Here is a 22,399-nt window from a genome sequence, read left to right as displayed (position 1 = left end):
AGTTTTGAATTCCCAAAACCAATCCCCCTTGAGATAACAATGCAAAATTTATTGGTTGATAACCCTGAGGTAAAATATTTTTTACCTGAAAAGGGTATTAAATTTGTTTCAGATAACAAGAACTTAAGTAAGAAATATACACAAATTGACGGTAAAATTGCATTATGTCAAAAAGCCAATCAACAATTTAATTGGCACGGGGATTTTGTGATGGATAAATATTATCTTTCTGAGAAAGTAAAAAACTACGTTTTATCAAGTGGAACAAGGGATTTTTATTCAAAACCTGCAATAGATTTATCAATTGCAAGACCTCTTTTATCAACAATGGCAAAAATGCATAGGGCAGGAGTTGATAATTACATTACACGAGGCGATAAATTACGAAAACTAACCCCTAGAGAATGTTTAAGATTAATGGGTTTTTCTGATGAATTCAAAATTGTTGTTAGCGATACGCAAGCATATAAACAAACTGGTAATAGCATTGTTGTTGATGTATTAGTAAATTTACTTAAGTCTATTTATGGAAAATGAACTAACATTATTGGGGCAGAAATACATTAATATTAATACATTTGATAGTATTGTAATACCTGATTGTTTTGTGCATAGACGAAATAAACTTGATTATTCAAGAGGTAATGGAGAAGCAAAATTATACATTGGTTCAAGAAAAAGCATAGAAAAACAATCGTTTTTTAAAAAAATCTCAATGACGGGATTTTTATTAAAAAGAGATTTGTTAGAGTATTTGCAAGACGCAAAATTTGAATATGAGAATAAAGAACAAGTTTATCGTGAGAATATAACTGATTACTGGCTTGAAAATAACAAAATGCTTGAAGAAAAAGAGGAGGTATTGTTTTTTGAATTTACTGAATCGCCGGCCGGTGGAGATTCAAGATATTACATCACTTCAATGCATGGAGACATATTTTATAAAGAATTTAGAAAAATTGTTTTACCTGAAATTACTTATATATCAATCTTAAAACTGAAAAATATTGATAATAAAGAGGTTTTTTATTTTAGACCATATTTAATTTTTATGATCCAAGGCATCATAGTGCAATTATAGCAGAAAAAGAAAAGGAAATTGAAGAAGATAAAACACTAGGACAAGATAAGAAGAAAGAAATCATTTACGCAAGAAAAGGACAAGGTAAATATCGTACTAGCGTTATTGATGAAATGGGTGAATGTTTAATAACAAGAGTAAATGATGAGAGAATGCTGATTGCAAGCCATATAAAACCTTGGGCGGTTTGCGAAAATGACAGAGAACGCATTGATAAATACAATGGATTACTTTTAACACCAACTTATGATAGGTTATTTGACCAAGGGTTTATAACTTTTTCAAATGAAGGTACAATTTTTGTTTCACCTTATTTATCACCGTTGAATACAAAAAGATTGGGATTAATTCCAAATAAGCAATATGATTTATCGTTGCATGAAAGACGTTCAGATTATTTAGAATATCACAGACAATGTATTTTTAAAAAAGGTTAATGAATAGATAATAAAAGATGTAAAACTTCATTCTTCTGAAGTAATTTTTTACAAAAATCTATTAGTGGGGGAATAATTTTGATTATACTAGGAATTGACCCATCTTTAGCTGGTATGGGATGGGGGGTAATTGATACCAAGCCTCTGAAATATTTAGATAGTGGGGTCATAAAGACTAAATCAAGCGAAGCAATGCATAAAAGGTTAGCTTTCATTAGCTCGTCCTTGCAAAAGATAATAGTACAATATAAACCTGCTATTGTTGCTATGGAGGAGACATTTGTTAATATAAATAATGTTTCATCTTTAAAATTGGGATATGCTAGAGGAGCAGTCATGTCACTTATAGGAGGATATGATATTGCTTTTCAAGAATTTAAACCTAATGTTATCAAAAAATCTGTAGTGGGTTATGGTCATGCTGAAAAAAATCAGGTTCTGCAAATGATTAAACTTTTACTACCAGGAGCAATTGCAATCAGTAACTTTGATGAAGCAGATGCCCTTGCAGTGGCTTATGTTTGTTGGGCTTATACTTCAAAAACTCCCATAATTGAATTATAGCAATTCTTTACCTTTTGCTTTTTTCACTTTTTCTTCTTCTTTTTGCTTACCTTTAAATTTTGTTAGAAACTCATCTGTTATGTATATAAGACTCATACTAAAGCTAAGGAATGGAGCATCTAATATAATAGTACAACTACCATCGGCAAATCTAATCTCCTTATTACCTAAATTAGGGTTTTGGCTATGGGTGAGTTTGTATTTTTCTGAAAGTAACTCATAAAACTCTGTAAATTTATCGTTATTTATCATTAAGATGATTGCTTGGATAATATTATCATCATTACATATTACTAATAACTCAGTCAGCCCTTCTAATTTGACATCTCTAACATTAACATAATAATTATATCCATCCCAATGATTCCTCTCTTTTTTGGTAATCTGATATACTTGCTCTACATCTGCTATACTTGCTTTATTTAATTCAAAACCCAATGGAGCTGGATTAGCACTAGTATTTAAACTAAAAATTGAAATAAATAATATGTAGAATAGTCTAGTGATCATAAAAGTTACCTTTTTATATATTAAATAAGAAAGTTATAATATATAAATTATCATGATTTTCAATTAATTATTTCATTTAAGCAAAAATAATATACTATCCTCCTAACTACAGGATAAGAAACTAACTTGATGTAAAATAGATACAATTTTATTGAAATTAGATTATAAAATAATATATTCAAAAGTTCTAAAGAAGTCTCAGTTGCAGTCAATTTAGTGTTTGCTATAATCTAGCCAACGAGATATAACAAATCTTGCTGGTATGTTAGTATATACTCGAATGCTTTGAAGAATTGTTTTTTAAAATATCAAGGACAAACGTAACAACGTACCTTATGTACGCCCCGCTTGTTCTTCATTTTTAAATCCCATTCTCTAAATCATTTGAGTATACTAAATACATTAATGTCTGAAATGTTAACAATTTATTTGGAGAGTTGATCATATGAATAAAGGAGAATTAGTAGCATTAATGGCTGAAGCAGGTCATTCAAAAAGTGATGCAGAAAAAGCCCTTACTTGGGTTGTAGATAGTGTACTTAAAGCACTTAGTCGTGGTGAGGACGTTAACCTAGTGGGGTTTGGTTCTTTCCATATACAAAGTAGAGCTGCACGTGAAGGTCGTAATCCAAAAACTGGTGAGAAAATGCATATTGCTGCCTATAAACAACCAGTCTTTAGAGCCGGTAAGAAAATGAAGGAAGCCTGTAATAATAAGTAACCTGAGTTCAATACAACAAAACTAGTGTCATCCCTGCCTACGTAGGGGTTGACATTGCTTTTGCCATACAAGTATCATTACTTACGTTGGCATTTCTGACCCATGTTAGGGATAAGAGTTAGTTAATTCTTATCCCGAGTTTGCGTATGTTGGCAAAGCCTAGAAACCTATTTTTTATTATGCCATTAGTAGAATGATCAAAGAATATCTTGAATGTAGATTCAAACAGGCTAGGCTTTATAATAGTTGGCTGATTGATGTTGATGATACCGCAAAAGCTTTAGAAGATTTGCTTATATTTATAGAAAGCAGTTTGATTGTAGATAAAATTCAATTAACAAATCATCCGGATTATCGGTTAGTAGCTAGGGATAATTCTGTGACTAGCAGTGTCAAAGACATATCTATTGACCAAATTAGAGATTTACAGCAATTTTTTTATAGAACATCATCAATCTCTAAATATAGAGTAGCTGTTATTTATCAAGCAGATCTAATGAATCTCAATGCAGCAAATTCCTGTCTTAAACTTTTAGAAGATACGCCAAAGGATAGTTTTATTTTCTTGATTACCTCAAGGGGTGTTGGAATAATAAGTACTATAAGATCTAGATGTGCTAAAATTAACATAAAATCACAAAATCGCTTAGTGGGAAGTGATATATATGTTAAAATTACGACGTATATTGCTAACTATGCAAATCCTAAAGTGAGGTTATATCTTATCGAAGAGTTTACCAGTAAAAACAAGGAATTATGGGGAGATTTTGCTTGTAGCATGCTATATTTAGTTAATAGAATTACTAAAAAATCTCTCAATATCAATATTGAATTCAATGAATTAGAGAATAAAATATTTAATCAATTGCGTTCTAATTCCCCTGATTATTTGATAACAAAATTTGCAAATATCAAGCGAATAATAAATAACACCATAGATTATGACCTAGATCTAAGGGCTAATACTATAGCATTAATAGAAGAGTTATGGTAATTTTGTGAAGGAGGTCTTGACTATCATGAAGATTGCCACAGCACCTAACGGCATTTCGCTAATAGGCGATTTTTTAACTTTCAACAGTTAAGGGGTTGACATCACCCTTAATGGCGATGATTACTTGAGCCTACTATTAATTTATTACATCGATACTTGAGATTAATATATTTATTTTGTCTTGTTTTAACAAGTAGTAGGAAATCTTTTAAATTTATAATATCTTGTTGTTGATTTATCGTATAAGTTGCCTTTATTTCATTCGGTAAAACTAACGTTAAATCATTTGACTTCATTTCTTGAGTTTGATTTTCTGAAATACTTGGCTCTAAAGTAAATAAATGCTTCTTCTTGATTCGTTTTGCTTCAGACAAGATTTGCCTCCATCTATCTTTACAAGTTGTTTTACTTGCCAGCATTGATAAACCAGTATCTGCAAAATGTATATCATGATATTTGGCAATATTTGGAAAAATAAAATCTGGTTTTGACTTATTTTCTGTTATTCCGCTGTGTGTATACATCACCTTGTTTGCATTAAAAATAAAAGATAAATGATTCTCAAGAGCTTTACCAGCACGAGATTTTCTTGCATTTTGTATAGATAATGAAAATTGTAAGAAGCTGTCAACATCAACATTGTTATTTTCAATAAAGCCATTTTGTAATTTATGAACTATCTTGATCCTCTCAAGAGTTTTGTATAGAACCTCTTCCTTTTCAAATAATCTCACAATTGCAACATCCGGCTCTTCAATTGGGTCAATTTCTTTTTGCATTAACTCTAGTGTGAATTGCGAAAGTTCACTCGTACTTGGTATTTTATTGTCAAATCTTTTCTGCATTATCTCTAAGTAATTTTCATTCAATTCTTGGACTTTTATGCCTAAAATATCCAAAATAAATCGTGATGCAAAGGTAACTTTATTATTTGTATTTTGAATTTTCTTAATCTGAAATTTATTATTATCTTCTATTTTTTCAACTCCAAAGAGCCACATAATTTGTTTTTCTGCAGTGCTGTTATGCTGTGCTATAATTACATGAAATACATCATTTTTTCTTGCAATAGCCAAGAAATCACCTTTCTTCATTCGTTTTGTAGCATCATTTGTTTGGTAATATAGTCGATACTCACTCCTCCCAGTTTTATCATGACTCTTTGCTCTAGCATCGTACCAAGTCAGGAAAGCATCTTGCAAGATATTTTGTGATTCATCTTCGTTTAAGTAAATAAAAGTAGAGTATATTCGCTTCTTTTCGAGTGTATTATTATTGCACAAACGAAACAGTTCTTTTAATGCATGGTCACCATTAAATTCATGTTGATTAGAACCGAGTATCGTATCAACTTTACTTAATGTTTTAAATGCTACTATTTCAAAATAGTCTGATAATAATCCAAAATATAGCACGTTAGTTCTCATGAATTATAGAAATTTTGTTATATATTCTGCAACTTCCCTAACAACTGGAATTACCACAGAATTACCAAACTGTTTGTATGCTTGCGTGTCACTAACAACAATTTTAAAATCATCCGGAAACCCCATCAATCTTGCACATTCCCTAGGAGTTAATCTTCTAGGATTTGAGTTTTCTTGATGTATTAATATTTCAGCCCCATCTTTATAATATCTTGCTGACAGAGTTCTGCTAATGTCATCATCCATGCAAAGACTAAAACCAAAACCATTGCCCTTTGCACGGTGTTTCTTTGCGTAATCTTGTAGATATTGCCACAGTTTGTCCGTAAGGGTATATTTCTTATTAATTTTACCATTTTTTTCGACATAGCCATTAGTAATGTCATCTTTATTTGAATTATTTTGGCAATGAAATATTGTTTTAATTATATGTTTTGTATTGGGCAAATCTATTTTATGTAAATTTATTTTTGCATCTATCCTATTTGCTACTATAAAAAGCCTTTCCCTGTGCTGTGGTACGTAATATCGTGCATCAATAACCCTTTCAGAAACAGTATAACCTAAATCTCTGAGTGTTTTTTTAATAATTGCAAATGTCTTACCTTTATCGTGTGATAATAAATTTTTTACATTCTCTAAAAAGACGATTTTTGGTTTATGGTAGCTGATAATTCTTGTAACATCAAAGAAGAGAGTTCCCTGAGTATTGCATAAAAACCCGTGTGGAATTCCTAAAGAGCAACGCTTTGAAACCCCAGCTATACTAAATGGTTGACACGGGAATCCTGCACATAAAATATCGTGAGGGGGTACATTTTGTTCGTGTACTTGTGTTATATCACCATCAATTTTATGATCACAGCTAAAATTAGCTCTATATGTTTTTAATGCCGATGTATCAATCTCGCTAGTGTAAACGCAGTTACCACCAACAGACTCAAATGATCTTCTTACACCACCAATTCCAGCGAATAAGTCAATAAAAGTAAAGTTATTATACATAAACCTCATTATAATGCAATTAACCACAATATTACAAATATATTCAATAGATATCTTTCGAAATTCTACTTCTGCTGGTAATTTATTCGTGCTACCGGTACTCTGCTTCTCACGTACATCATAGTCCGCTGCGGGTCGAGGTTTTGTGGTTTCTTTAAATTCCTCAGCATAAGCAAGTTTGCCAAAGATATCTATTATTCATAGATATATCAAGCGTATTTTTTGAAACATCTATTCCCATAAATATCTTGCTTTTTTCAGTCATTTGCTTTACCTATAATTAGTGGTTGTTTTGCAAAGTTTTGATACATGATTATAAATTCGATCTCTAAAGGATTCTGCTACCGTTCGTATACTCAAATGATTTGGAGAATGGGGACAACAAACAAGGGGTGAGCGGACTAGGCGTACATGAAGTACGTGAGTACGCGAATACCCCGCAAGTATTTGCGAAACCAATTCTTCAAAGTAGAAGAGTATATCATATTTTGTGATTCAAGGGAGGAGGGCATCAATATCCCTTCGGTCTTTAAAGACCTATCTAATTTAAACGGTGTCACTCCTTCCTGACCATATTAACTCCATAAAGAGCTAATATTCAAGATACAATCCAAAAAATAACCTGCAAAGGTCGTTAGATAATATGGATTCCTCTACCTACGCGGGAATGACATTGAGTTAGATGACCTGCGTATGACATAAAAGATGTAGGACAACTACTTTTGTTATAAACAAAAAATAAGAGCAATTTCTATGCTAATTAGAAGAATTACATTTAAAACATATAAACTCATCTCTTACATAATATTACTATTACCTTTAATAGCAAATAGCAAGATTGTTGATACTAATAGTTTAGACCAAATAAATAAGGACTATGAAGAATTATGCAATAATTATTCCCCTAAAGATATCTTAATGGTTTTGGGTAGAGAAAAAGTTATATTCAAATCATTCTTCCCCCCAATTATCCAATTGAATAAAAATGAATTATCTAAGCTACAGGAAATATTCAAATCAGTTAAACCCTCAAAGGATACTTATTTTGATACAATACTGCTTACAGAATACAAAAATGAGTTATTAGATGTCAATTTGCCTAATTTTATAAAAAATATAATGGATAAAGGTAGTCCAGTAATTGTGAGTGATCATGGTTTAACTGGTAACTTTAACAATATAAAGAAACTAGAAATATGGGAAGCTGAGTATTTAAAGAAATTTAATATTGATTTGTCCAATAGTTTCCCACAACATAATTATCTTATTTTTAATAATATGAAGCCTTTTGATAATACTTATCCAACATTTTATCAGGGTATATTGAGTAGTAATAATAATGCCTCATTTCAGTTGATATTAAATTTTTTAATAGAAGTGAAGTTTATGCCAAAAGTTTTAATAATGGTCGATGGGAATTCCAGTGAGTTGACTGCAATGGAAAGTCAACTAAGAAATTATGACGATAATGTGATGTTTATTGGCTATAATTATAAATTATCTGACCAAAAAGAATCAATGTTCAATTCTCGTGATTTAAAAAAATCACTTAATGAATTGGTTAATAAGGTAAATGCAGTAAAGAGAAGCAATGACAAAATCAAAGTTAAGAATCAAGAGAGTGTAAATCCATATGATAATAAAAAATAACTTTTTATTAAAATTATTGTTAATTTTTATCATGTTACCATATACAAGTTATGCAATAATTATTCCCACTTATTCTATAGATTCTGTTACGGTAAAAAATTTACTTGAAAAAATTGATGCATCTAGCTTAGTGCTAATCAATATTGATGATACAATAGTTACGCCTAAGTCTAAGATGTTTCGTTATGCTAATCCTTATAGAGGGTTTGTTGAAGAGCTGGCAAGTTTGGCAAAATATCATTCTAATATGAATGAGATAATTGCTAAGTTGCTATTGCAAAGACAAGTTATGTTAGTAGAAGCTAGTTGGCCAAAATTTATCGAGAAACTGAAAAGTTCAGGGGCTTTGGTTTTTGGGTTTACTAAAATTAACCCAGCATGTAGACTAATTAAAAATTATGAGGAATGGCAATATGAGAAGCTAAGTAGACTCGGTATTAAATTTACTGATAAAGTTAATAATAAAGAAATATTAAAATTCGATGAAACTGATAAAAGGTCACCAATTTTTCATAAGGGTATAATATTTACCGACTATCTAAATAAAGCTCAGGCACTACGTGAGTTTATGAGTATCACAAATATTTTACCTAATAACATTATTCTCTTTGAGAATAAAAAAAGTGAATTAGATAACATAGATAATTTTTTAAGAACAATTGATCTAGATTGTTATGGGGTAGAATATTTAGCCGTTACAGAATTACAAGGTACTCCACAGGAGGATATAGTGAAATTTCAACAGGAAATATTATTAAAAACAGGAAAGTGGTTAGAAGATGATGAGGCTAAACAATTTATAACAAATAGCAAATAATGAATAATAAATGATGCTTAATTTAATTAAGTCTTTAAAAAGTTTAATTACTGAAGCTGGTGGGATTGCTCTAATTAGAAGAGATTTAGGGTTAATAGTTTCTTATAAAGATGATAATTCTCCCGTGACAAATGCTGATAAGGAAATTAGTAGCTTTATATATGATGGTTTAAAGGACCTAGCACCTAATATTCCTGTAGTTTGTGAAGAAAGAGATATAATTGCTTTGAATAGCAATCAATTTTGGTTGATTGATCCGATTGATGGTACAAAAAGTTATATCAAAGGTGAGGATACGTATACAGTAAATATTGCATTGATAAAAAATGGTATGCCTATTATTGGTTTTATCTATCAACCATCCGTGCAAAAATTACATTATACAGATGCTAATAATGCTTTAAGAATTGAACAAAATGGCGTAGAAACAAGCTTTGATGCCCTACCTAAAACTCATTATAGGGCTGTTGTTAGCTCACGTTCGTCAAATTCAGATATCAAGAAATTCCTAAAGAAACATCTAATTACTGAAATAGTTACTATACCAAGTTCAATTAAATTATGTTTAGTAGCAGAAGGGAAGGCGGATATTTATCCCAAGTTTGGTCCAACTATGGAATGGGATATTGCAGCGGGACATGCGTTAATTAAAGCTAGTGGTGGAAATATTGTGGATATAGATGGAAATGAATTAGTTTATCAAAAGAAGAACTTCCAAAATCCTCATTTCTATGCTTATAGTCGATATTTCCCTATCTTTACTTCGTTTTGATATTGATTTATAACCTCAAGTATTGATATAATAAGTTAATAGTAGACTCAAGTAATCATCGCCATTAGGGGTGATGTTACCCCTACGTAGGCAGGGGTCTAAAATAACTCAACACAAGCTATCTTGGTCATTTTTCTAGATTCCTCCCTACGCAGGAATGACATAACGCCTGCAAGGACGACACCATAGGCTATTAAACCAATGTCTTACATCAAACTGATTTGTTTTAGGTTGAAAATTTTTACAGAAACCTAAAGCACTCTAGCGTAAATATAATAATCCCTATGTACTCCTTGAACAATTTCATATTTCTTAAGCAAACCCTCTTTGACAAAATTACATCGTTCTAAAGCATTAATTGAACGTATATTGTCATTTATTACAGTAGCTTGGGTTCGAACAATACCAGCATATTCTATAAATCTTAAAATAGCTTTGATAGATTTTAGCATAATTCCTTTACCCCAAAATGCAGGATCAAGATCGTAGCTTATTTCTGCTTTGAGGTGCATTGTAGAAACAGTATTAAACCCAGCCGTACCTATAAGTTTATTATTATCTTTAAGGGAAATACCCCAGTAAAATCCTCTTTGGTGATGAAATAAGCTAGACCAATATTTTAGTTCATCAGCAGCTTGTGGGATAGTTGATGGAATGTTGTTATCTGTCAAGAAAGGACGCATCTCTAATTTACTCATATAACCAAAATAGTCTTCTGAATCATCACTAGTTAATTCTCTCAGCACTATGTTGTCTAGGTCTAACATAGGAAATTGGTGATATATAGATATAGAATGATTAAGCATGTGTAGAAGCGATTTTATAATTAATTGGGTCAATTGTATTATTTTCTTCAAAGGCCCTAAGTCTAAGTAAGCAGGAATGACATGTCCCACAAGATAACCCATTAAATGGGTCATAACAAGAAATTGTTTTGGAGTAATCTACTCCTAATTCTAGACCGGTTTTGATAATTTGCCCTTTTGTCATATTTATTAAAGGAGCATGAATGGTAATTCGTGTACCCAATACTCCTACCGCAGTTGCAAGATTAGCAAGCTTTTCAAAAGCGTCTAGGTACTCTGGACGGCAATCTGGGTAATTAGCATAATCAGTTGCGTGTACCCCCATAAAAATATCAAAGGCTCCTATTATTTCACTAAATCCCAAAGCATAACTTAAAAATATAGTATTACGTGCTGGTACATAAGTGATTGGTATATTATCCCCTAAATCACTATGATCTTTATATTTTGGTACTTCTATGGTATCATCAGTAAGAGCTGATCCGCCAAAGCTACGTAAATCAATATTTACAATTTTATGTTGTTTGATATTATAGTTCTTAACTAACTCTTTAACTTTCTCAAGTTCAATATTATTATGTTGAGAATAGTTAAAACTTATGGCATGAATTTCGTAATTCATTTTTTCTATCATTGCTAGTACTGTGGCTGAATCTGCACCGCCACTAACTAAAGCTACTGCCTTCTGCATAAAAATCTCCCATGATTAACCATTAATTCGATATAAGAATTTGTCAATTCTTATCCCAAATTCGGTGAAATTATAGATTGCTTCGTCGACCTATGGTCTCCTCGCAATGACGTTTTATAGTCGTATATGTCTATTAGCGAGCGAACGTACGTGAGCGTGGCAATCCATTTTGCTAAAAACATGATTTTAAAAGATTAAAATCATGTTTTTAGCTTTAGAAAGGTTTAAAATGCATTCGCAAAACCGCTTTAAGAATGCATTTTTCCTTATATTAAAGCTAATTCGGGATAAGAATTAGTTAATTATTATCCCGAATTGGGGTTTGTTATACCACAGGTAAGATTAATTTTTAGCACATCCTGCCACACCTTATCCCAACCTTTGGTATGAGTAATATTAGGGAAAATCTTTTGCTGTATACAATCTGAAGAACTAGCTTTTATATAGCCCTGCATAATTTTACTTGGTACTATTGCATCCTTAGCTCCCGAAAGATGTAATTGCGGAATATTGCTAATTTTTATGGCATAATCTATGGGATTTAATGACTCCTTTAACGCATATATCCCATGATGTTTACTGAAATTCTCAATATCAAGATTACCAGCTATAGTTATTATATCTTTAATATGCTTATTTCTTGCTGCAACCAAGACAGCAACTCCACCACCTCCGGAAAAACCAACCAAACTAGCTGGTTTACCATTACTTATACTATTTATTACTATATTTGTTGATTCTATAACCTCCTTGGCAAGTCTTTTGTCTGTCCAATAGATTTGACTGCAATTGGGGTTAAGTTCTACTGGCGTATATTGGCACGGACGAGCTATATAAACTATATTAGGTCTAGTATCAAGAGCTGCAAGCTTAAGCAACATAACCTTGGAAGGGGTTGGATTGCTAGAAACTGCGTAACGCCCTATACTAATGCTACCATCACCTTCAATATAAAATACGTAAGGGCTATCTTTATCTGAAACACGTTGGTAAGTTGTAATAACAAAATCGCCAGCCTTAACTAGTTTTTTCTCAAAGTTGTTTATTGAGGCTACCTTATCTGCCTCCTTAATCCTAGTATCTATAGATGAAACACACGCAGAAAATAACAGGGATATAGAAAGTAGAACAATTTTAAAAAGGTATCTCATCATCTAGATCACTATGGTCAAAGTTACTGTTACCAACTGTGCTTTTTGGTACAATAGAATCTAGGGAGTTAGTCCCACTACCTTTAGAATCTAATAATATAAATTGTGAGTTAAAATTTTGTAGTACTATTTCTGTTGTATATTTTTCTTGACCAAGGTTATCTACCCATTTTCTAGTTTGTAAATTACCTTCTAAATAAACTTTAGTGCCTTTCTTGGCATAATTCTTTACAACAGACACCAAACCTTCGTTAAATACTACTATTCTATGCCATTCGGTTTTTTCTTTCTTCTCTCCAGTAACACGGTCTTTCCAAGTTTCAGAAGTAGCGATACTGAAATTTGCTATCTCTTTACCATCAGCCGTGTGCCTAATTTCTGGATCACGCCCTAAATTACCTATTAATACTGCCTTATTTAAACTACCAGCCACAGATCATTACCTATTTAAAAATTACTATTGCAATAGTAATTCAAAACAACCTATAATGCTACAAGTTTTTTGATAAGTTCCTTAAAAATTTATAACAAATTATGATACAAGAATATATTAAAGTTCGTGGTGCTAAGGAGCATAATTTAAAAAATGTAAATGTTGATATTCCAAGAAATAAGTTTGTAGTAATTACAGGGCTTAGTGGTTCTGGAAAATCTTCACTAGCTTTTGATACTATTTATGCAGAAGGACAACGTAGATATGTTGAAAGTTTATCTTCATATGCTAGGCAATTCTTACACCTTCAGGATAAGCCTAATGTTGAATCGGTCTCTGGTTTGTCACCTGCAATAGCTATTGATCAAAAAACCACATCTAAAAATCCTCGTTCTACAGTGGGGACTATAACTGAAATTTATGATTATTTAAGATTATTATATGCAAGGGTAGGAGTACCTTACTCTCCAGCAACAGGTCTACCAATCAAGAATCAGACCATATCAGAGATGATAGATGCCATTCATAATTTTCCTAAGGGTACTAAATTATACATATTAGCTCCAATTATCAGAGGACAAAAAGGTGAATTCAGACGTGAAATGCTTGATCTTAAAAAACAGGGTTTTGGGCGATTATTCATTAACAATGAAATTTATGAGATCGATAATCTTCCAAAATTTGATAAGAATAAAAAACATAATATTGAAGTAATTGTTGATAGGATTTCTCTAGAAGATGATTTAGGTAACAGGCTTGCAGATAGTTTAGAAATCTCTCTTAAGTTAGCAGATGGTATAGTATATGTTGAAATTGTTGACCTACCAAACGGATTAGAAACCAACCTTACTAAAGGCTCGAAAATCATTTTCTCAGAAAAATATTCTTGTCCAGTTTCTGGTTTTCAAATTACTGAAATAGAACCAAGAATTTTTTCCTTTAATAGCCCATTTGGTGCTTGTCCTAAATGTGAGGGTATCGGCACAGAATTGTGTCTTGATAAAGAATTAATTGTTCCAAATAGCAGAATTAGTATTAAAGATGGAGCTATAGCACCTTGGGGGAAAATATCCTCAAAGTTTTTTTTAGAAACATTAAAAGCTTTAGCAAGTCATTACGAGTTCTCATTAGACACTCCTTTTATAGAACTACCAAATACTGTACAGCAAGTATTATTCCATGGATCAGGTGACGATGTTATAAAATTTCAGTATCATGATGGTTCTAAATCTCAGGTGGTACAGCAACCTTTTGCTGGAATAATACCTAGCTTACAAGAAAAGGAGCGTAAGGCTGATTCTTCTTTAGTAAAAGAAGAATTATTAAAATACAAAGCAGAGTACAAATGCACATCTTGTGAAGGTTATAGACTAAAAATGGAGTCTCTTTGTATTAAAATCGCTGATATGCATATTGGACAAGTATCTACCATGAGTATTTTGCAACTACAGAAATGGTTTAATCAATTAGACAAACAGCTCAATAAAAGACAAATGACTATCGCCGAACGCATATTAAAGGAAATTAAGGAAAGATTACAATTTCTTATGAATGTTGGTCTTGATTATCTTGCTTTGTCTAGAGAATCAGGAACTCTGTCTGGTGGAGAAAGTCAGCGTATTCGCTTGGCATCACAAATTGGTTCAGGGCTTAGTGGTGTGTTGTATGTACTTGATGAACCCTCAATTGGTTTACATCAACGTGATAATGCTAGATTAATAGAAACTCTCAAGAGTCTTCGAGACCTTGGTAATACAGTGCTTGTTGTTGAGCATGATGAAGAGACAATGTACGAATCGGATCACATTATAGATGTCGGACCAGGCGCCGGTATTCACGGTGGGCATATAATAGCACAAGGAACTATTGAGGAAATTAAACAATGTCCCAATAGTATAACGGGTAGCTATTTAAGCGGTAAACAATCTATTGAAGTGCCAACAAATACTAGAGTATCACCTGCGGGTAAGGTAATAGCATTAACTGGGGCTATTTCTAATAATTTACAGGATGTTAATATTACAATTCCTCTGAGCAGTTTTACAGCAATAACGGGGGTATCAGGTAGCGGTAAATCAAGTTTAATAATTCATACTTTATATAAAGCCGCTTTAAAATTTTTAGAACCCTCTTCAAAAAATTTTCCAGGAGAATATAAGTCAATTAAAGGTCTTGAATATATTGATAAGGTTATTGATATAAACCAATCACCAATAGGTCGCACACCAAGATCAAATCCAGCAACTTATACTGGTGCGTTTACCCATATTAGAGACTGGTTTGCTGAACTACCAACTGCAAAAGCACGGGGTTATAAAGTTGGTAGGTTTTCATTCAATGTTAAAGGTGGAAGATGTGAATTATGTCAAGGTGATGGTCTGATTAAAATAGAAATGCATTTTTTACCTGATATTTATGTAAAATGTGATGTTTGTAATGGAGACAGATATAATAGAGAAACCCTTGAAGTTAAATATAAGGATAAATCTATAGCTGACGTTCTTAGGATGACAGTTGAGGATGCAATGAGTTTCTTTGCTAAAGTACCACTAATTTACGAAAAACTTGTTACTTTAAATGAGGTAGGACTTGGTTATATAAAAATTGGACAATCTGCTACCACTTTGTCTGGAGGCGAAGCACAAAGAATAAAGTTAGCTAAAGAGTTATCAAAACGCTCAACCGGTAAAACTTTATATATACTTGATGAACCAACAACAGGGTTGCACATAGATGATATTAATAAATTGCTTAAAGTGCTGCATAAGTTAGTTGATATGGGTAATACTGTTATAGTTATTGAGCATAACCTAGATGTTATCAAAACAGCGGATTATATTATAGATGTTGGACCTGAAGGTGGAGATAAAGGCGGTAGAATAGTAGCTACCGGCACTCCAAAGGATATCGCTGCTTGTAGTGAGAGTTATACTGGACAATATTTAAAGCATTATCTAGACCAGTGTTAAGGTAGCTGCGATGAGCTGCCATTTTCATTAGCTAAGATTATTAGCGATAATAGATTAAAATGCATTCGTGCCAGCCGCTTCAAGAATACATTTTTCTGATATTCTAGCCAGTTTTAATGCGTTCGTAAAATGCACTAAAATCGAAGAATGGTGGGGCGTAGTGGATGATTTTAGAACCCAAACCGAAGTAAGAATGTGATAAACCAGCATCCTTATCGTACATTTGTATAGATGTATCAATTTAATTAATCTTTGGGAGTATCTTGCCTGAATAATTTTAAAGTGTAGATTTGACCCCTTTTGAAAAAAAATTGTAATGTGACTAAAGCCCTAACCTAGTCATACTAAAACCTAGTTAAGATATAAGCTTTTAGAGTTTTAATTTTCAATTCTCATGGGGGCAATTTTACAGCAGGATGCCACATGGTATACGTTGCGAACTTTTTACCAGTTTAGGTTAGAATTTTTGCAAATCCCTTTAAAGCCTAATTATAACAAAGCTCTAGCCTTAACAGGACTTTTATAGTTAGCCCCAAATAACCTAACTAAAGAGTAAATTTTAATCATAGGGGTAAAGAATTTATGTATGTAATATTTTTCTTAATCAATTTGGTATTCTAGTACTACTTTTTTGCCACAAAAGGTCATAGAGATTTTAATGATCTTTTTGACATGTTTGTGTTCTCTTATCTTAGTGTCATATTGTTTATCTATAATTTGCTTTAAGCCCATTTTGGCTACTGAAAGCAAATCTTCTGCATTTTTAGCAATCTTATACTCAATAATAATTGCTTTATCTTCTCTACCAGCTTTGGGGATCATGATAATATCAGCTCTACCACGACCTGACTCTTGTTCGCTTGCTATTATGTAACTAGGGGCTAACATGTTAACAAGCCCTAGCATAAAGCCACTATAAAATAATTCTGCCTTTTTCTCCCCTGTTTGGTAAAAACTGGTAGAATTTACCAACAATTCTTGTAACCGTTCTTTAAATTCTTCTACTTTACCTGCTGTTAACAAGCTAACAAACGAATAATATCTAGAACTATCGATTTTTAGTTGGTTTGTTACCCATTGTAGTACTCTTGTTTCATAGATATATTTTACTTCATAATTAGGGATAGATAGCTCATAAACATTTTTTTCCGGTATTTTGGCAGTAGGGTTTAAATAACCGCTGAACAATAATAAACTAAGTAAACCTACTGGTTCATTGATATCAGCAAAACTTATTTGTTTGGTAATAGGTGAGATAATACTTCTCCCGGCAGCTAAGCTCTGTAAATCTTCTTGCATTTCATCTGATAATAATACTTTATCTATCAAACCTGTCCCCCCACTATCAAGCCAATAATGATCGAGCTTACCTTTGTGTGCTAAACATTGCATTATTGACCACGGATTATAAATTATCTCGCCACCAAAGGTGTAACCATTATACCAGTCTTTAATCTCTTCGTGACCCGTTTTTGTAGGTACTTTAGTCAATAAATCATCAACTTCTGCTTGGGTAAAGCCATAAAACTTAGAAAAATCATCATCAAGTAATGTATATTCAGTAACATTATTCAAATCTGAGAATAAATTAGCCTTAGCAATCCTTAATATGCCAGTTATTACTCCTTTTTCTACACAACTATTACCTTTTAGGCTGCTGCCAAACATCCCTCGAAATAATTCAAGTACTTGTTCAAACTCTTTTGATTTATCACCAAATTTAATATAGGAACTATTGATAGGAGTGTCATATTCATCAATTAGTATGTAGACTTTTTGGTTAAAATGTTTAAACAATAGTTCGCTTAAGAAGCCTAAACTATCTTTAAGATCGTCTTTATCAAATTTTCCTGTAAAATATCGTTTTAGTTGTTCCTTTTGTACCTCATCCAGTAAATTCTTATTTTTTGCTATATAATGTTTTAAATAACGATGTTTTACAAATAACTTAATAACTTGATTTCTTATCCCGTTCTCAATGTCTTGGTAACTGCTACCCTTAACATCCTTAAAACTTATAGAAATAACTGGATATTGCCCTTGGCGTTTCATGCTACTTGCTATGTCTGCAATTTTTAAGGACTTTAACTCTTTAGTTTCATCAAAACCTAAATCTACTGTACCTCCAAGGAATAATTTGTTATTTATCTTTTGTTCTAGTGGTAAAGGCTTGCCGTCTTGATCCACTTCTATTTCAAAAAACTTCTTGAGCATATCCATATTAAGGCTTTTACCCCAACGTCTTGGTCGAGTGATTAAGATAACATCTCCACTATCTTCTAGGAATTCTTTGATCATTAGACTTTTGTCAATAAATACATCGCTATTTAACAATAATGTTTTAAAGTCATCAGTACCTACCCTCATTCTAGGGGTCTTGCTACTCTCAATAATATTAATGTTCTTGAGATTTGTCTTGATATCAGAAAGTTTGTTAATCATATTACTTGATATTTTAGTAGCTTGTTGATTTCTTTAATATTTCAACTAGTAATCAGAGCTATATGCTCAGATGTCATATTTTTTTAAGTAAATTTTTAGCTATAGCAATTTTTTCTTTTCCTCTCCGCTAGTTTCTGCAGCTTGTTCAATCTTTTTGGATTGAGAAAATGGGAAATAGCCATACTAGATAATCAAAATTATATCAATCATTTTATACGATAAAGTATAGCACATAAACTATAAAGCACTAAATAATATAATGCAGAAATAGCATGAATTCTATAATTGCTAAAAAGATTGCCTCAAGGATGAATGCAAAAGGACAGACATCTCTAGTACACTACCTTTTTAGCTTTTTTTGGTGATTTAGCTCAAATTGTTTGCATGGTATACAGTGATTAAAATTTTTAATCACTGCCACATCATATTTTTTTTGTTGACATAATAAATCTAAAATCTTTTTGGAAGTAATCTTGCCATAAGGCTTGCTCCTTGTCAGAGCTTCTGAAGAGTGCTATCACATTCTATTCCGTAAAAAGCTCTATAATACATTAGATGAGTTACAAGCTGATATAGATACTTGGCTTACAAATTATAATAACGAAAGGTCTCATTCAGGTAAACATGGTTTTGGTAAAACACCAATAGACTTCTTTCGAAACTCGCTTATGCTGAGGGATTTGAAGGAGACGCGGAACCTCGACCCGCAGCGTACTCTAATGTACGTGAGGATTCGAGTACCGCATCGACGTACAAATCACCAGCAGAAGTAGAGTTTCGAAAGAAGTCTAATGCAAACTTTTAGAGATTCACTTATATATTGCTAAAGATAAAAATATTAGTAATATAGAGAGAATATCAGACAACTTGGCTATTACTTATCAAGCTGCCTGATTATTACTTATTGTCAGATTAAGTCGTAACTAGTACATATCCACCAGTAGTTTCTAAAACACACAATGCAGAACTAATCTCTTTTTTGTAATCCTTGATAAAATCAGCTATTCCATTAGAGTTGTTATTATATTCTTTAGTTTCTTTTTTTCCATGAATAGCAACAACAAAATTGAATTTTCCTATATCAAAACCGATAAAATTATTGTATAATAGCATAATACCTCGAAGACTTTTAATGTTTACGATTGTAAGCGGGCGTGCAAAGGCATCCCAATCAACTATTCAAACGTCTCGGGGATTTGGGCTAGAGTACTAGGATCTATACGATCTTAAAACCAATTGCTTCACGGTCGCTCACGCCTGCACAGCGATAGTCATTTATATTATTAATGACTATCGCTGTAATACCCCCTTATAAGTCAGTATTTACATTGACTTCAATATCTATTATATCATACTTTTAACTTACAATTGCTTCGCTTACGCTCGCTAATAGACTCTGTGGTATAGGTATTTGTAAACTTTCAACAGTTGTGCCACTTTGTGGCTTGCGATGACAATTATTTGTTTCTGTAATTTAGTATTTTCTATCGTTAGTTGTAACTTTTAAACTGCCTTGGTTCAACATTTCAATAAAAATACTTGCAATTTCTAAAATACTTCATATAATGTGCTGGATTTTTAATAAAAACCGTTTGTGCCGGTAATATTAGTTTATCAAAATAGAAAAAATAACTTTAAAAGATTATAAATCATGGCAAAAATTAAAGACTTTAATATTAAACAATACCTAGCACTTACTAATAATTTAGAGGAGCAGGAGCCTAATGGTAATGATGTTAACATATTAAGTAAGTTGAAACAACAACAAATATAGCGGCAAGGGTAGCAACAAACAAACTACAGGCAGTTCAAGTTGCCGAAAAAGTAAAAATTCAACAATTGTTGGAAAATTACCCTAATACAAAACCAGTATTCAATAAACTGCAAGAGTTAAATCTAGGTTACTCAAAGATCGATAGAGTTGTAAAAAAGATAAGTGAGTTTCTTCGCTATCCAAACAGTGATAAAGACACTTTTAACTCAGAATTATCAACAGCATTAGTATTAAATTACTCGGATGATGAGTTCAATCTTGTAAAAAAAATATTTACTGCTACTATTTCATATAAAGAAAGATATGAACACAACGGTAATGCAGGATATTTAAACGAAGATGTAGGTCATAATGCAGGTTATTATTACGATCACGATGATTATACAATAAATTTATTAGGGGAAGGGGGAATTTAAAAGTCATTGCCATCCCTGCGAAAGTGCATAGACGTCAGTTTAAGAATTAACCGTCATTGCGAGAGTCGCGAAAAAGCGGCGACGTGGCAATCTTGTGAAGGAGGCCTTGCTTAATGAAGATTGCCACAGTGCTTAACTGTGCTTTGCAATAAAGTTGCAGTGGCAAAAATAAAACAGCAAGCTATTTATTTGGATCGCCACGCCACTTTGTGGCTCGCGACTCATCTTCGAGATAAATATGAGCAGAAATTATGCTATAGAACGTGAGTATTATGCGACGAGTGGAGTGTAGAATTAAATTCTCGTTACTGACTACATGTATGGACCTCCTGTAAAATGCAAGAAAAAAATAACATCTAATAGCAAAAATGCAAATGCATACATGTATCCGGCTTATAGTTAATAAATTATGTATAATTTATCCTACAGCCCTGATGGAATTCGCTGGCTTACAAACTATATACTTATCATTTTATCGGCTTCAAAGAGCCATTGTAGTCATCAGTTTCTTTGTAAGCTAAGGTTTGTCTTATTTACCATCAATATTATTATCTCACGCATATTCCGGGTTGGAATCTCTTACATATTCTTTGTTTACCTATTAATTAATAAACCACTATTTATTTTATTTTATGTTAATTATAATAGCTCTATGCTACAAACTTTACTCTCTACATAATCATCCCCTGACCTTAGTACTGCAAACACCACTCTTGCCAGTTTATTAGCTACAGCAACTACTGTTTTATTATGTCCATTTCGCTCAGATAAATTAAACATCCACTGCGTAAATTTGCTAAAATCTTTTTTAGATTTTTGTTCTTCCGATGTAAATCTTATCTTGGCATTTAGTACAGCTCTAGCTCCTTGGATCAATAGAGTACGCAAGTAAACATCACCTCGCTTGCTAATTCCAAGCAACTTATCTTTCCCTCCACTGGAATGCTGCCTTGGCACTAATCCAAACCATGCCGATAATTGCCTACCATTCTCAAAACTTGTAGCATTACCTATTGATGCTATTAAAGCAGTAGCAGTAATTAAACCAAGACCAAGTATAGCTGTTAATCGTTGATATTGAGTTAAGTTGCTAGCTATTATTTTTAATCTTTTTTCTATCTCTTTTATTTTTTTGTCATTATCCAAAAATTCCTCTTTCAGTTCACTAAATGTTTGATAACCCAGCTGGCTTAAATTTCCTTCATCTGAAATCTCGGTTAATTTTGTCATAACCTTATTGATCCCTTGAGGAATAATAAACCAAATTCATGTAGTAGACCCCTAATTTCATTAGCAAGGGCAGTACGATTTTTTACCAATCTCTCTCTTACTCGATGAATTGATAAAATATCTTGTTGTTCTACAGTTCTAATTGGTACAAACCTCATATTTGGTCTTGTTACCGCTTCACATATAGCTTCTGCATCAGCTTGATCATTTTTATTAGTTTTAACATACGGTTTGACAAATTGTGCTGCCATTAGTTTTACTGTATGCCCCAATTTAGTTATTTCTCTTGCCCAGTAACTAGCTCCGCCGCAAGCTTCCATCCCTACCAAACATTTTGGTAAATTAGCCATAAATGTTAAAACTTGATCTCTCATTAATTTTTTCTTTAATACCGTCTTACCATTTTTATCTACACCATGAATTTGGAAAATTCTTTTTGCAATATCTATACCAATTGTGGTAACTTCCATCTTAGCCTCCTGATTGTTATTTTAATATTTAATATTAAC

Annotated in this window: 22 protein-coding genes and 1 pseudogene; 13 read left to right on the top strand and 10 right to left on the bottom strand. The window is 32.3% G+C overall.

The features are described 5' to 3' along the window. Positions 1–39: 39 nt before the first annotated feature. The 4 genes from AAHN03_RS07215 to ruvC all read left to right on the top strand — a co-directional run bounded on the left by AAHN03_RS07215 (position 40) and on the right by ruvC (position 2,082). Positions 40–537, top strand: a complete 498-nt coding sequence (locus AAHN03_RS07215) for a DNA cytosine methyltransferase (RefSeq protein ID WP_342278629.1) — start codon at positions 40–42, stop codon at positions 535–537. Further along, the gene (locus tag AAHN03_RS07210) at positions 527–1,081 is read left to right on the top strand and encodes a hypothetical protein (protein WP_342278628.1); all 555 of its coding nucleotides are present in this window, start codon (positions 527–529) and stop codon (positions 1,079–1,081) included. Before AAHN03_RS07215 ends, AAHN03_RS07210 begins: the two co-directional genes overlap by 11 nt. A gap of 113 nt (positions 1,082–1,194) precedes the next feature. Next, positions 1,195–1,518 carry an HNH endonuclease gene (locus AAHN03_RS07205; RefSeq protein WP_342278627.1) on the top strand — a complete coding sequence of 108 codons (324 nt, stop codon included), beginning with the start codon at positions 1,195–1,197 and terminating at the stop codon, positions 1,516–1,518. A 78-nt stretch (positions 1,519–1,596) separates the two neighbouring features. Next, positions 1,597–2,082, top strand: a complete 486-nt coding sequence (gene ruvC, locus AAHN03_RS07200; protein ID WP_341762323.1) for a crossover junction endodeoxyribonuclease RuvC — start codon at positions 1,597–1,599, stop codon at positions 2,080–2,082. Here the strand turns inward: ruvC and AAHN03_RS07195 are convergent. Continuing rightward, positions 2,077–2,592, bottom strand: coding sequence for a hypothetical protein (locus tag AAHN03_RS07195; RefSeq protein ID WP_341761184.1), 516 nt, complete (start codon positions 2,590–2,592; stop codon positions 2,077–2,079). The genes ruvC and AAHN03_RS07195 overlap by 6 nt on opposite strands. Positions 2,593–3,037: 445 nt before the next feature. On the opposite strand from AAHN03_RS07195, the gene AAHN03_RS07190 reads away from it, so the two are divergent. Further along, entirely contained in the window at positions 3,038–3,313 is a 276-nt protein-coding gene (locus tag AAHN03_RS07190) for an HU family DNA-binding protein (protein WP_341761183.1), read from the top strand. 193 nt (positions 3,314–3,506) lie between these two features. Further along, a complete protein-coding gene (locus AAHN03_RS07185; RefSeq protein ID WP_342278626.1) occupies positions 3,507–4,307 on the top strand; it encodes a DNA polymerase III subunit delta' in 801 nt (266 codons plus the stop codon). Between the two features lie 107 nt (positions 4,308–4,414). On the opposite strand, the gene AAHN03_RS07180 is transcribed toward AAHN03_RS07185, so the two are convergent. Together AAHN03_RS07180 and dcm are read right to left on the bottom strand one after the other, a co-directional pair. Continuing rightward, entirely contained in the window at positions 4,415–5,734 is a 1,320-nt protein-coding gene (locus AAHN03_RS07180) for a type II restriction endonuclease (RefSeq protein WP_342278625.1), read from the bottom strand. Positions 5,735–5,737: 3 nt separating this feature from the next. After that, entirely contained in the window at positions 5,738–6,739 is a 1,002-nt protein-coding gene (gene dcm / locus AAHN03_RS07175) for a DNA (cytosine-5-)-methyltransferase (protein ID WP_341762319.1), read from the bottom strand. A gap of 753 nt (positions 6,740–7,492) precedes the next feature. Between dcm and AAHN03_RS07165 the strand changes: the two genes are divergently transcribed. From AAHN03_RS07165 to AAHN03_RS07155, 3 genes are read left to right on the top strand one after another with little or no spacing between them, the layout of a single operon-like run. After that, complete coding sequence (locus tag AAHN03_RS07165; protein WP_342278624.1) at positions 7,493–8,389, top strand: DUF2608 domain-containing protein; 897 nt, start codon at positions 7,493–7,495, stop codon at positions 8,387–8,389. Further along, the gene (locus tag AAHN03_RS07160; RefSeq protein ID WP_342278623.1) at positions 8,373–9,206 is read left to right on the top strand and encodes a DUF2608 domain-containing protein; all 834 of its coding nucleotides are present in this window, start codon (positions 8,373–8,375) and stop codon (positions 9,204–9,206) included. Before AAHN03_RS07165 ends, AAHN03_RS07160 begins: the two co-directional genes overlap by 17 nt. A gap of 10 nt (positions 9,207–9,216) precedes the next feature. Continuing rightward, the gene (locus AAHN03_RS07155; protein WP_341761177.1) at positions 9,217–9,978 is read left to right on the top strand and encodes a 3'(2'),5'-bisphosphate nucleotidase CysQ; all 762 of its coding nucleotides are present in this window, start codon (positions 9,217–9,219) and stop codon (positions 9,976–9,978) included. 251 nt (positions 9,979–10,229) lie between these two features. Here the strand turns inward: AAHN03_RS07155 and AAHN03_RS07150 are convergent, their stop codons facing one another. The 4 genes from AAHN03_RS07150 to ssb form a co-directional block, all read right to left on the bottom strand. Beyond that, positions 10,230–10,784: a GNAT family protein gene (locus tag AAHN03_RS07150; protein WP_342278622.1), complete on the bottom strand. Its 555-nt coding sequence runs from the start codon at positions 10,782–10,784 to the stop codon at positions 10,230–10,232. Beyond that, a complete protein-coding gene (gene queC, locus AAHN03_RS07145) occupies positions 10,777–11,475 on the bottom strand; it encodes a 7-cyano-7-deazaguanine synthase QueC (protein ID WP_342278621.1) in 699 nt (232 codons plus the stop codon). Before queC ends, AAHN03_RS07150 begins: the two co-directional genes overlap by 8 nt. Positions 11,476–11,780: 305 nt before the next feature. Beyond that, entirely contained in the window at positions 11,781–12,629 is an 849-nt protein-coding gene (locus AAHN03_RS07140; protein WP_342278620.1) for an alpha/beta hydrolase, read from the bottom strand. Further along, positions 12,610–13,059, bottom strand: a complete 450-nt coding sequence (gene ssb / locus AAHN03_RS07135; RefSeq protein WP_341761173.1) for a single-stranded DNA-binding protein — start codon at positions 13,057–13,059, stop codon at positions 12,610–12,612. The genes AAHN03_RS07140 and ssb overlap by 20 nt, the downstream gene beginning before the upstream one ends. A gap of 101 nt (positions 13,060–13,160) precedes the next feature. Here ssb and uvrA point away from each other — a divergent pair, with 101 nt between their 5' ends. Then, the gene (gene uvrA, locus AAHN03_RS07130; protein WP_342278619.1) at positions 13,161–16,028 is read left to right on the top strand and encodes an excinuclease ABC subunit UvrA; all 2,868 of its coding nucleotides are present in this window, start codon (positions 13,161–13,163) and stop codon (positions 16,026–16,028) included. A gap of 600 nt (positions 16,029–16,628) precedes the next feature. On the opposite strand, the gene AAHN03_RS07125 is transcribed toward uvrA, so the two are convergent. After that, positions 16,629–18,470 carry an AAA family ATPase gene (locus tag AAHN03_RS07125; protein ID WP_342278618.1) on the bottom strand — a complete coding sequence of 614 codons (1,842 nt, stop codon included), beginning with the start codon at positions 18,468–18,470 and terminating at the stop codon, positions 16,629–16,631. 485 nt (positions 18,471–18,955) lie between these two features. Here AAHN03_RS07125 and AAHN03_RS07740 point away from each other — a divergent pair, with 485 nt between their 5' ends. Then, entirely contained in the window at positions 18,956–19,243 is a 288-nt protein-coding gene (locus AAHN03_RS07740) for an IS3 family transposase (protein ID WP_410521333.1), read from the top strand. Between the two features lie 139 nt (positions 19,244–19,382). Here AAHN03_RS07740 and AAHN03_RS07110 read toward each other — a convergent pair whose 3' ends face one another. Beyond that, entirely contained in the window at positions 19,383–19,583 is a 201-nt protein-coding gene (locus tag AAHN03_RS07110; RefSeq protein WP_342278617.1) for a transposase, read from the bottom strand. 538 nt (positions 19,584–20,121) lie between these two features. Between AAHN03_RS07110 and AAHN03_RS07105 the strand changes: the two genes are divergently transcribed. Together AAHN03_RS07105 and AAHN03_RS07100 are read left to right on the top strand one after the other, a co-directional pair. Then, entirely contained in the window at positions 20,122–20,244 is a 123-nt protein-coding gene (locus tag AAHN03_RS07105) for a hypothetical protein (protein WP_342278616.1), read from the top strand. A gap of 65 nt (positions 20,245–20,309) precedes the next feature. Further along, positions 20,310–20,660 carry a hypothetical protein gene (locus AAHN03_RS07100; RefSeq protein ID WP_342278615.1) on the top strand — a complete coding sequence of 117 codons (351 nt, stop codon included), beginning with the start codon at positions 20,310–20,312 and terminating at the stop codon, positions 20,658–20,660. Positions 20,661–21,299: 639 nt separating this feature from the next. On the opposite strand, the pseudogene AAHN03_RS07095 reads toward AAHN03_RS07100, so the two are convergent. After that, positions 21,300–22,360 (bottom strand): annotated as a pseudogene (locus AAHN03_RS07095) (IS110 family transposase). Between the last annotated feature and the right edge of the window lie 39 nt (positions 22,361–22,399).

This window comes from Candidatus Tisiphia endosymbiont of Myopa tessellatipennis (assembly GCF_964031105.1).
In the GTDB taxonomy this organism is placed as follows: Bacteria; Pseudomonadota; Alphaproteobacteria; order Rickettsiales; family Rickettsiaceae; genus Tisiphia.
Note: the sequence above shows the minus strand (reverse complement) of the source record. Positions and strands in the feature narration are given on the sequence as shown.

Excerpts from the sequence above, each read along its gene's own strand:
- AAHN03_RS07215 (WP_342278629.1), top strand. The coding sequence starts at position 40 with ATGCAAAATTTATTGGTTGATAACCCTGAGGTAAAATATTTTTTACCT.
- AAHN03_RS07210 (WP_342278628.1), top strand. The coding sequence starts at position 527 with ATGGAAAATGAACTAACATTATTGGGGCAGAAATACATTAATATTAAT.
- AAHN03_RS07205 (WP_342278627.1), top strand. The coding sequence starts at position 1,195 with ATGGGTGAATGTTTAATAACAAGAGTAAATGATGAGAGAATGCTGATT.
- AAHN03_RS07195 (WP_341761184.1), bottom strand. The coding sequence starts at position 2,592 with ATGATCACTAGACTATTCTACATATTATTTATTTCAATTTTTAGTTTA.
- AAHN03_RS07190 (WP_341761183.1), top strand. The coding sequence starts at position 3,038 with ATGAATAAAGGAGAATTAGTAGCATTAATGGCTGAAGCAGGTCATTCA.
- AAHN03_RS07185 (WP_342278626.1), top strand. The coding sequence starts at position 3,507 with ATGATCAAAGAATATCTTGAATGTAGATTCAAACAGGCTAGGCTTTAT.
- AAHN03_RS07180 (WP_342278625.1), bottom strand. The coding sequence starts at position 5,734 with ATGAGAACTAACGTGCTATATTTTGGATTATTATCAGACTATTTTGAA.
- dcm (WP_341762319.1), bottom strand. The coding sequence starts at position 6,739 with ATGTATAATAACTTTACTTTTATTGACTTATTCGCTGGAATTGGTGGT.
- AAHN03_RS07165 (WP_342278624.1), top strand. The coding sequence starts at position 7,493 with ATGCTAATTAGAAGAATTACATTTAAAACATATAAACTCATCTCTTAC.
- AAHN03_RS07160 (WP_342278623.1), top strand. The coding sequence starts at position 8,373 with ATGATAATAAAAAATAACTTTTTATTAAAATTATTGTTAATTTTTATC.
- AAHN03_RS07155 (WP_341761177.1), top strand. The coding sequence starts at position 9,217 with ATGATGCTTAATTTAATTAAGTCTTTAAAAAGTTTAATTACTGAAGCT.
- AAHN03_RS07150 (WP_342278622.1), bottom strand. The coding sequence starts at position 10,784 with ATGCTTAATCATTCTATATCTATATATCACCAATTTCCTATGTTAGAC.
- queC (WP_342278621.1), bottom strand. The coding sequence starts at position 11,475 with ATGCAGAAGGCAGTAGCTTTAGTTAGTGGCGGTGCAGATTCAGCCACA.
- AAHN03_RS07140 (WP_342278620.1), bottom strand. The coding sequence starts at position 12,629 with ATGATGAGATACCTTTTTAAAATTGTTCTACTTTCTATATCCCTGTTA.
- uvrA (WP_342278619.1), top strand. The coding sequence starts at position 13,161 with ATGATACAAGAATATATTAAAGTTCGTGGTGCTAAGGAGCATAATTTA.
- AAHN03_RS07125 (WP_342278618.1), bottom strand. The coding sequence starts at position 18,470 with ATGATTAACAAACTTTCTGATATCAAGACAAATCTCAAGAACATTAAT.
- AAHN03_RS07110 (WP_342278617.1), bottom strand. The coding sequence starts at position 19,583 with ATGCTATTATACAATAATTTTATCGGTTTTGATATAGGAAAATTCAAT.
- AAHN03_RS07105 (WP_342278616.1), top strand. The coding sequence starts at position 20,122 with ATGGCAAAAATTAAAGACTTTAATATTAAACAATACCTAGCACTTACT.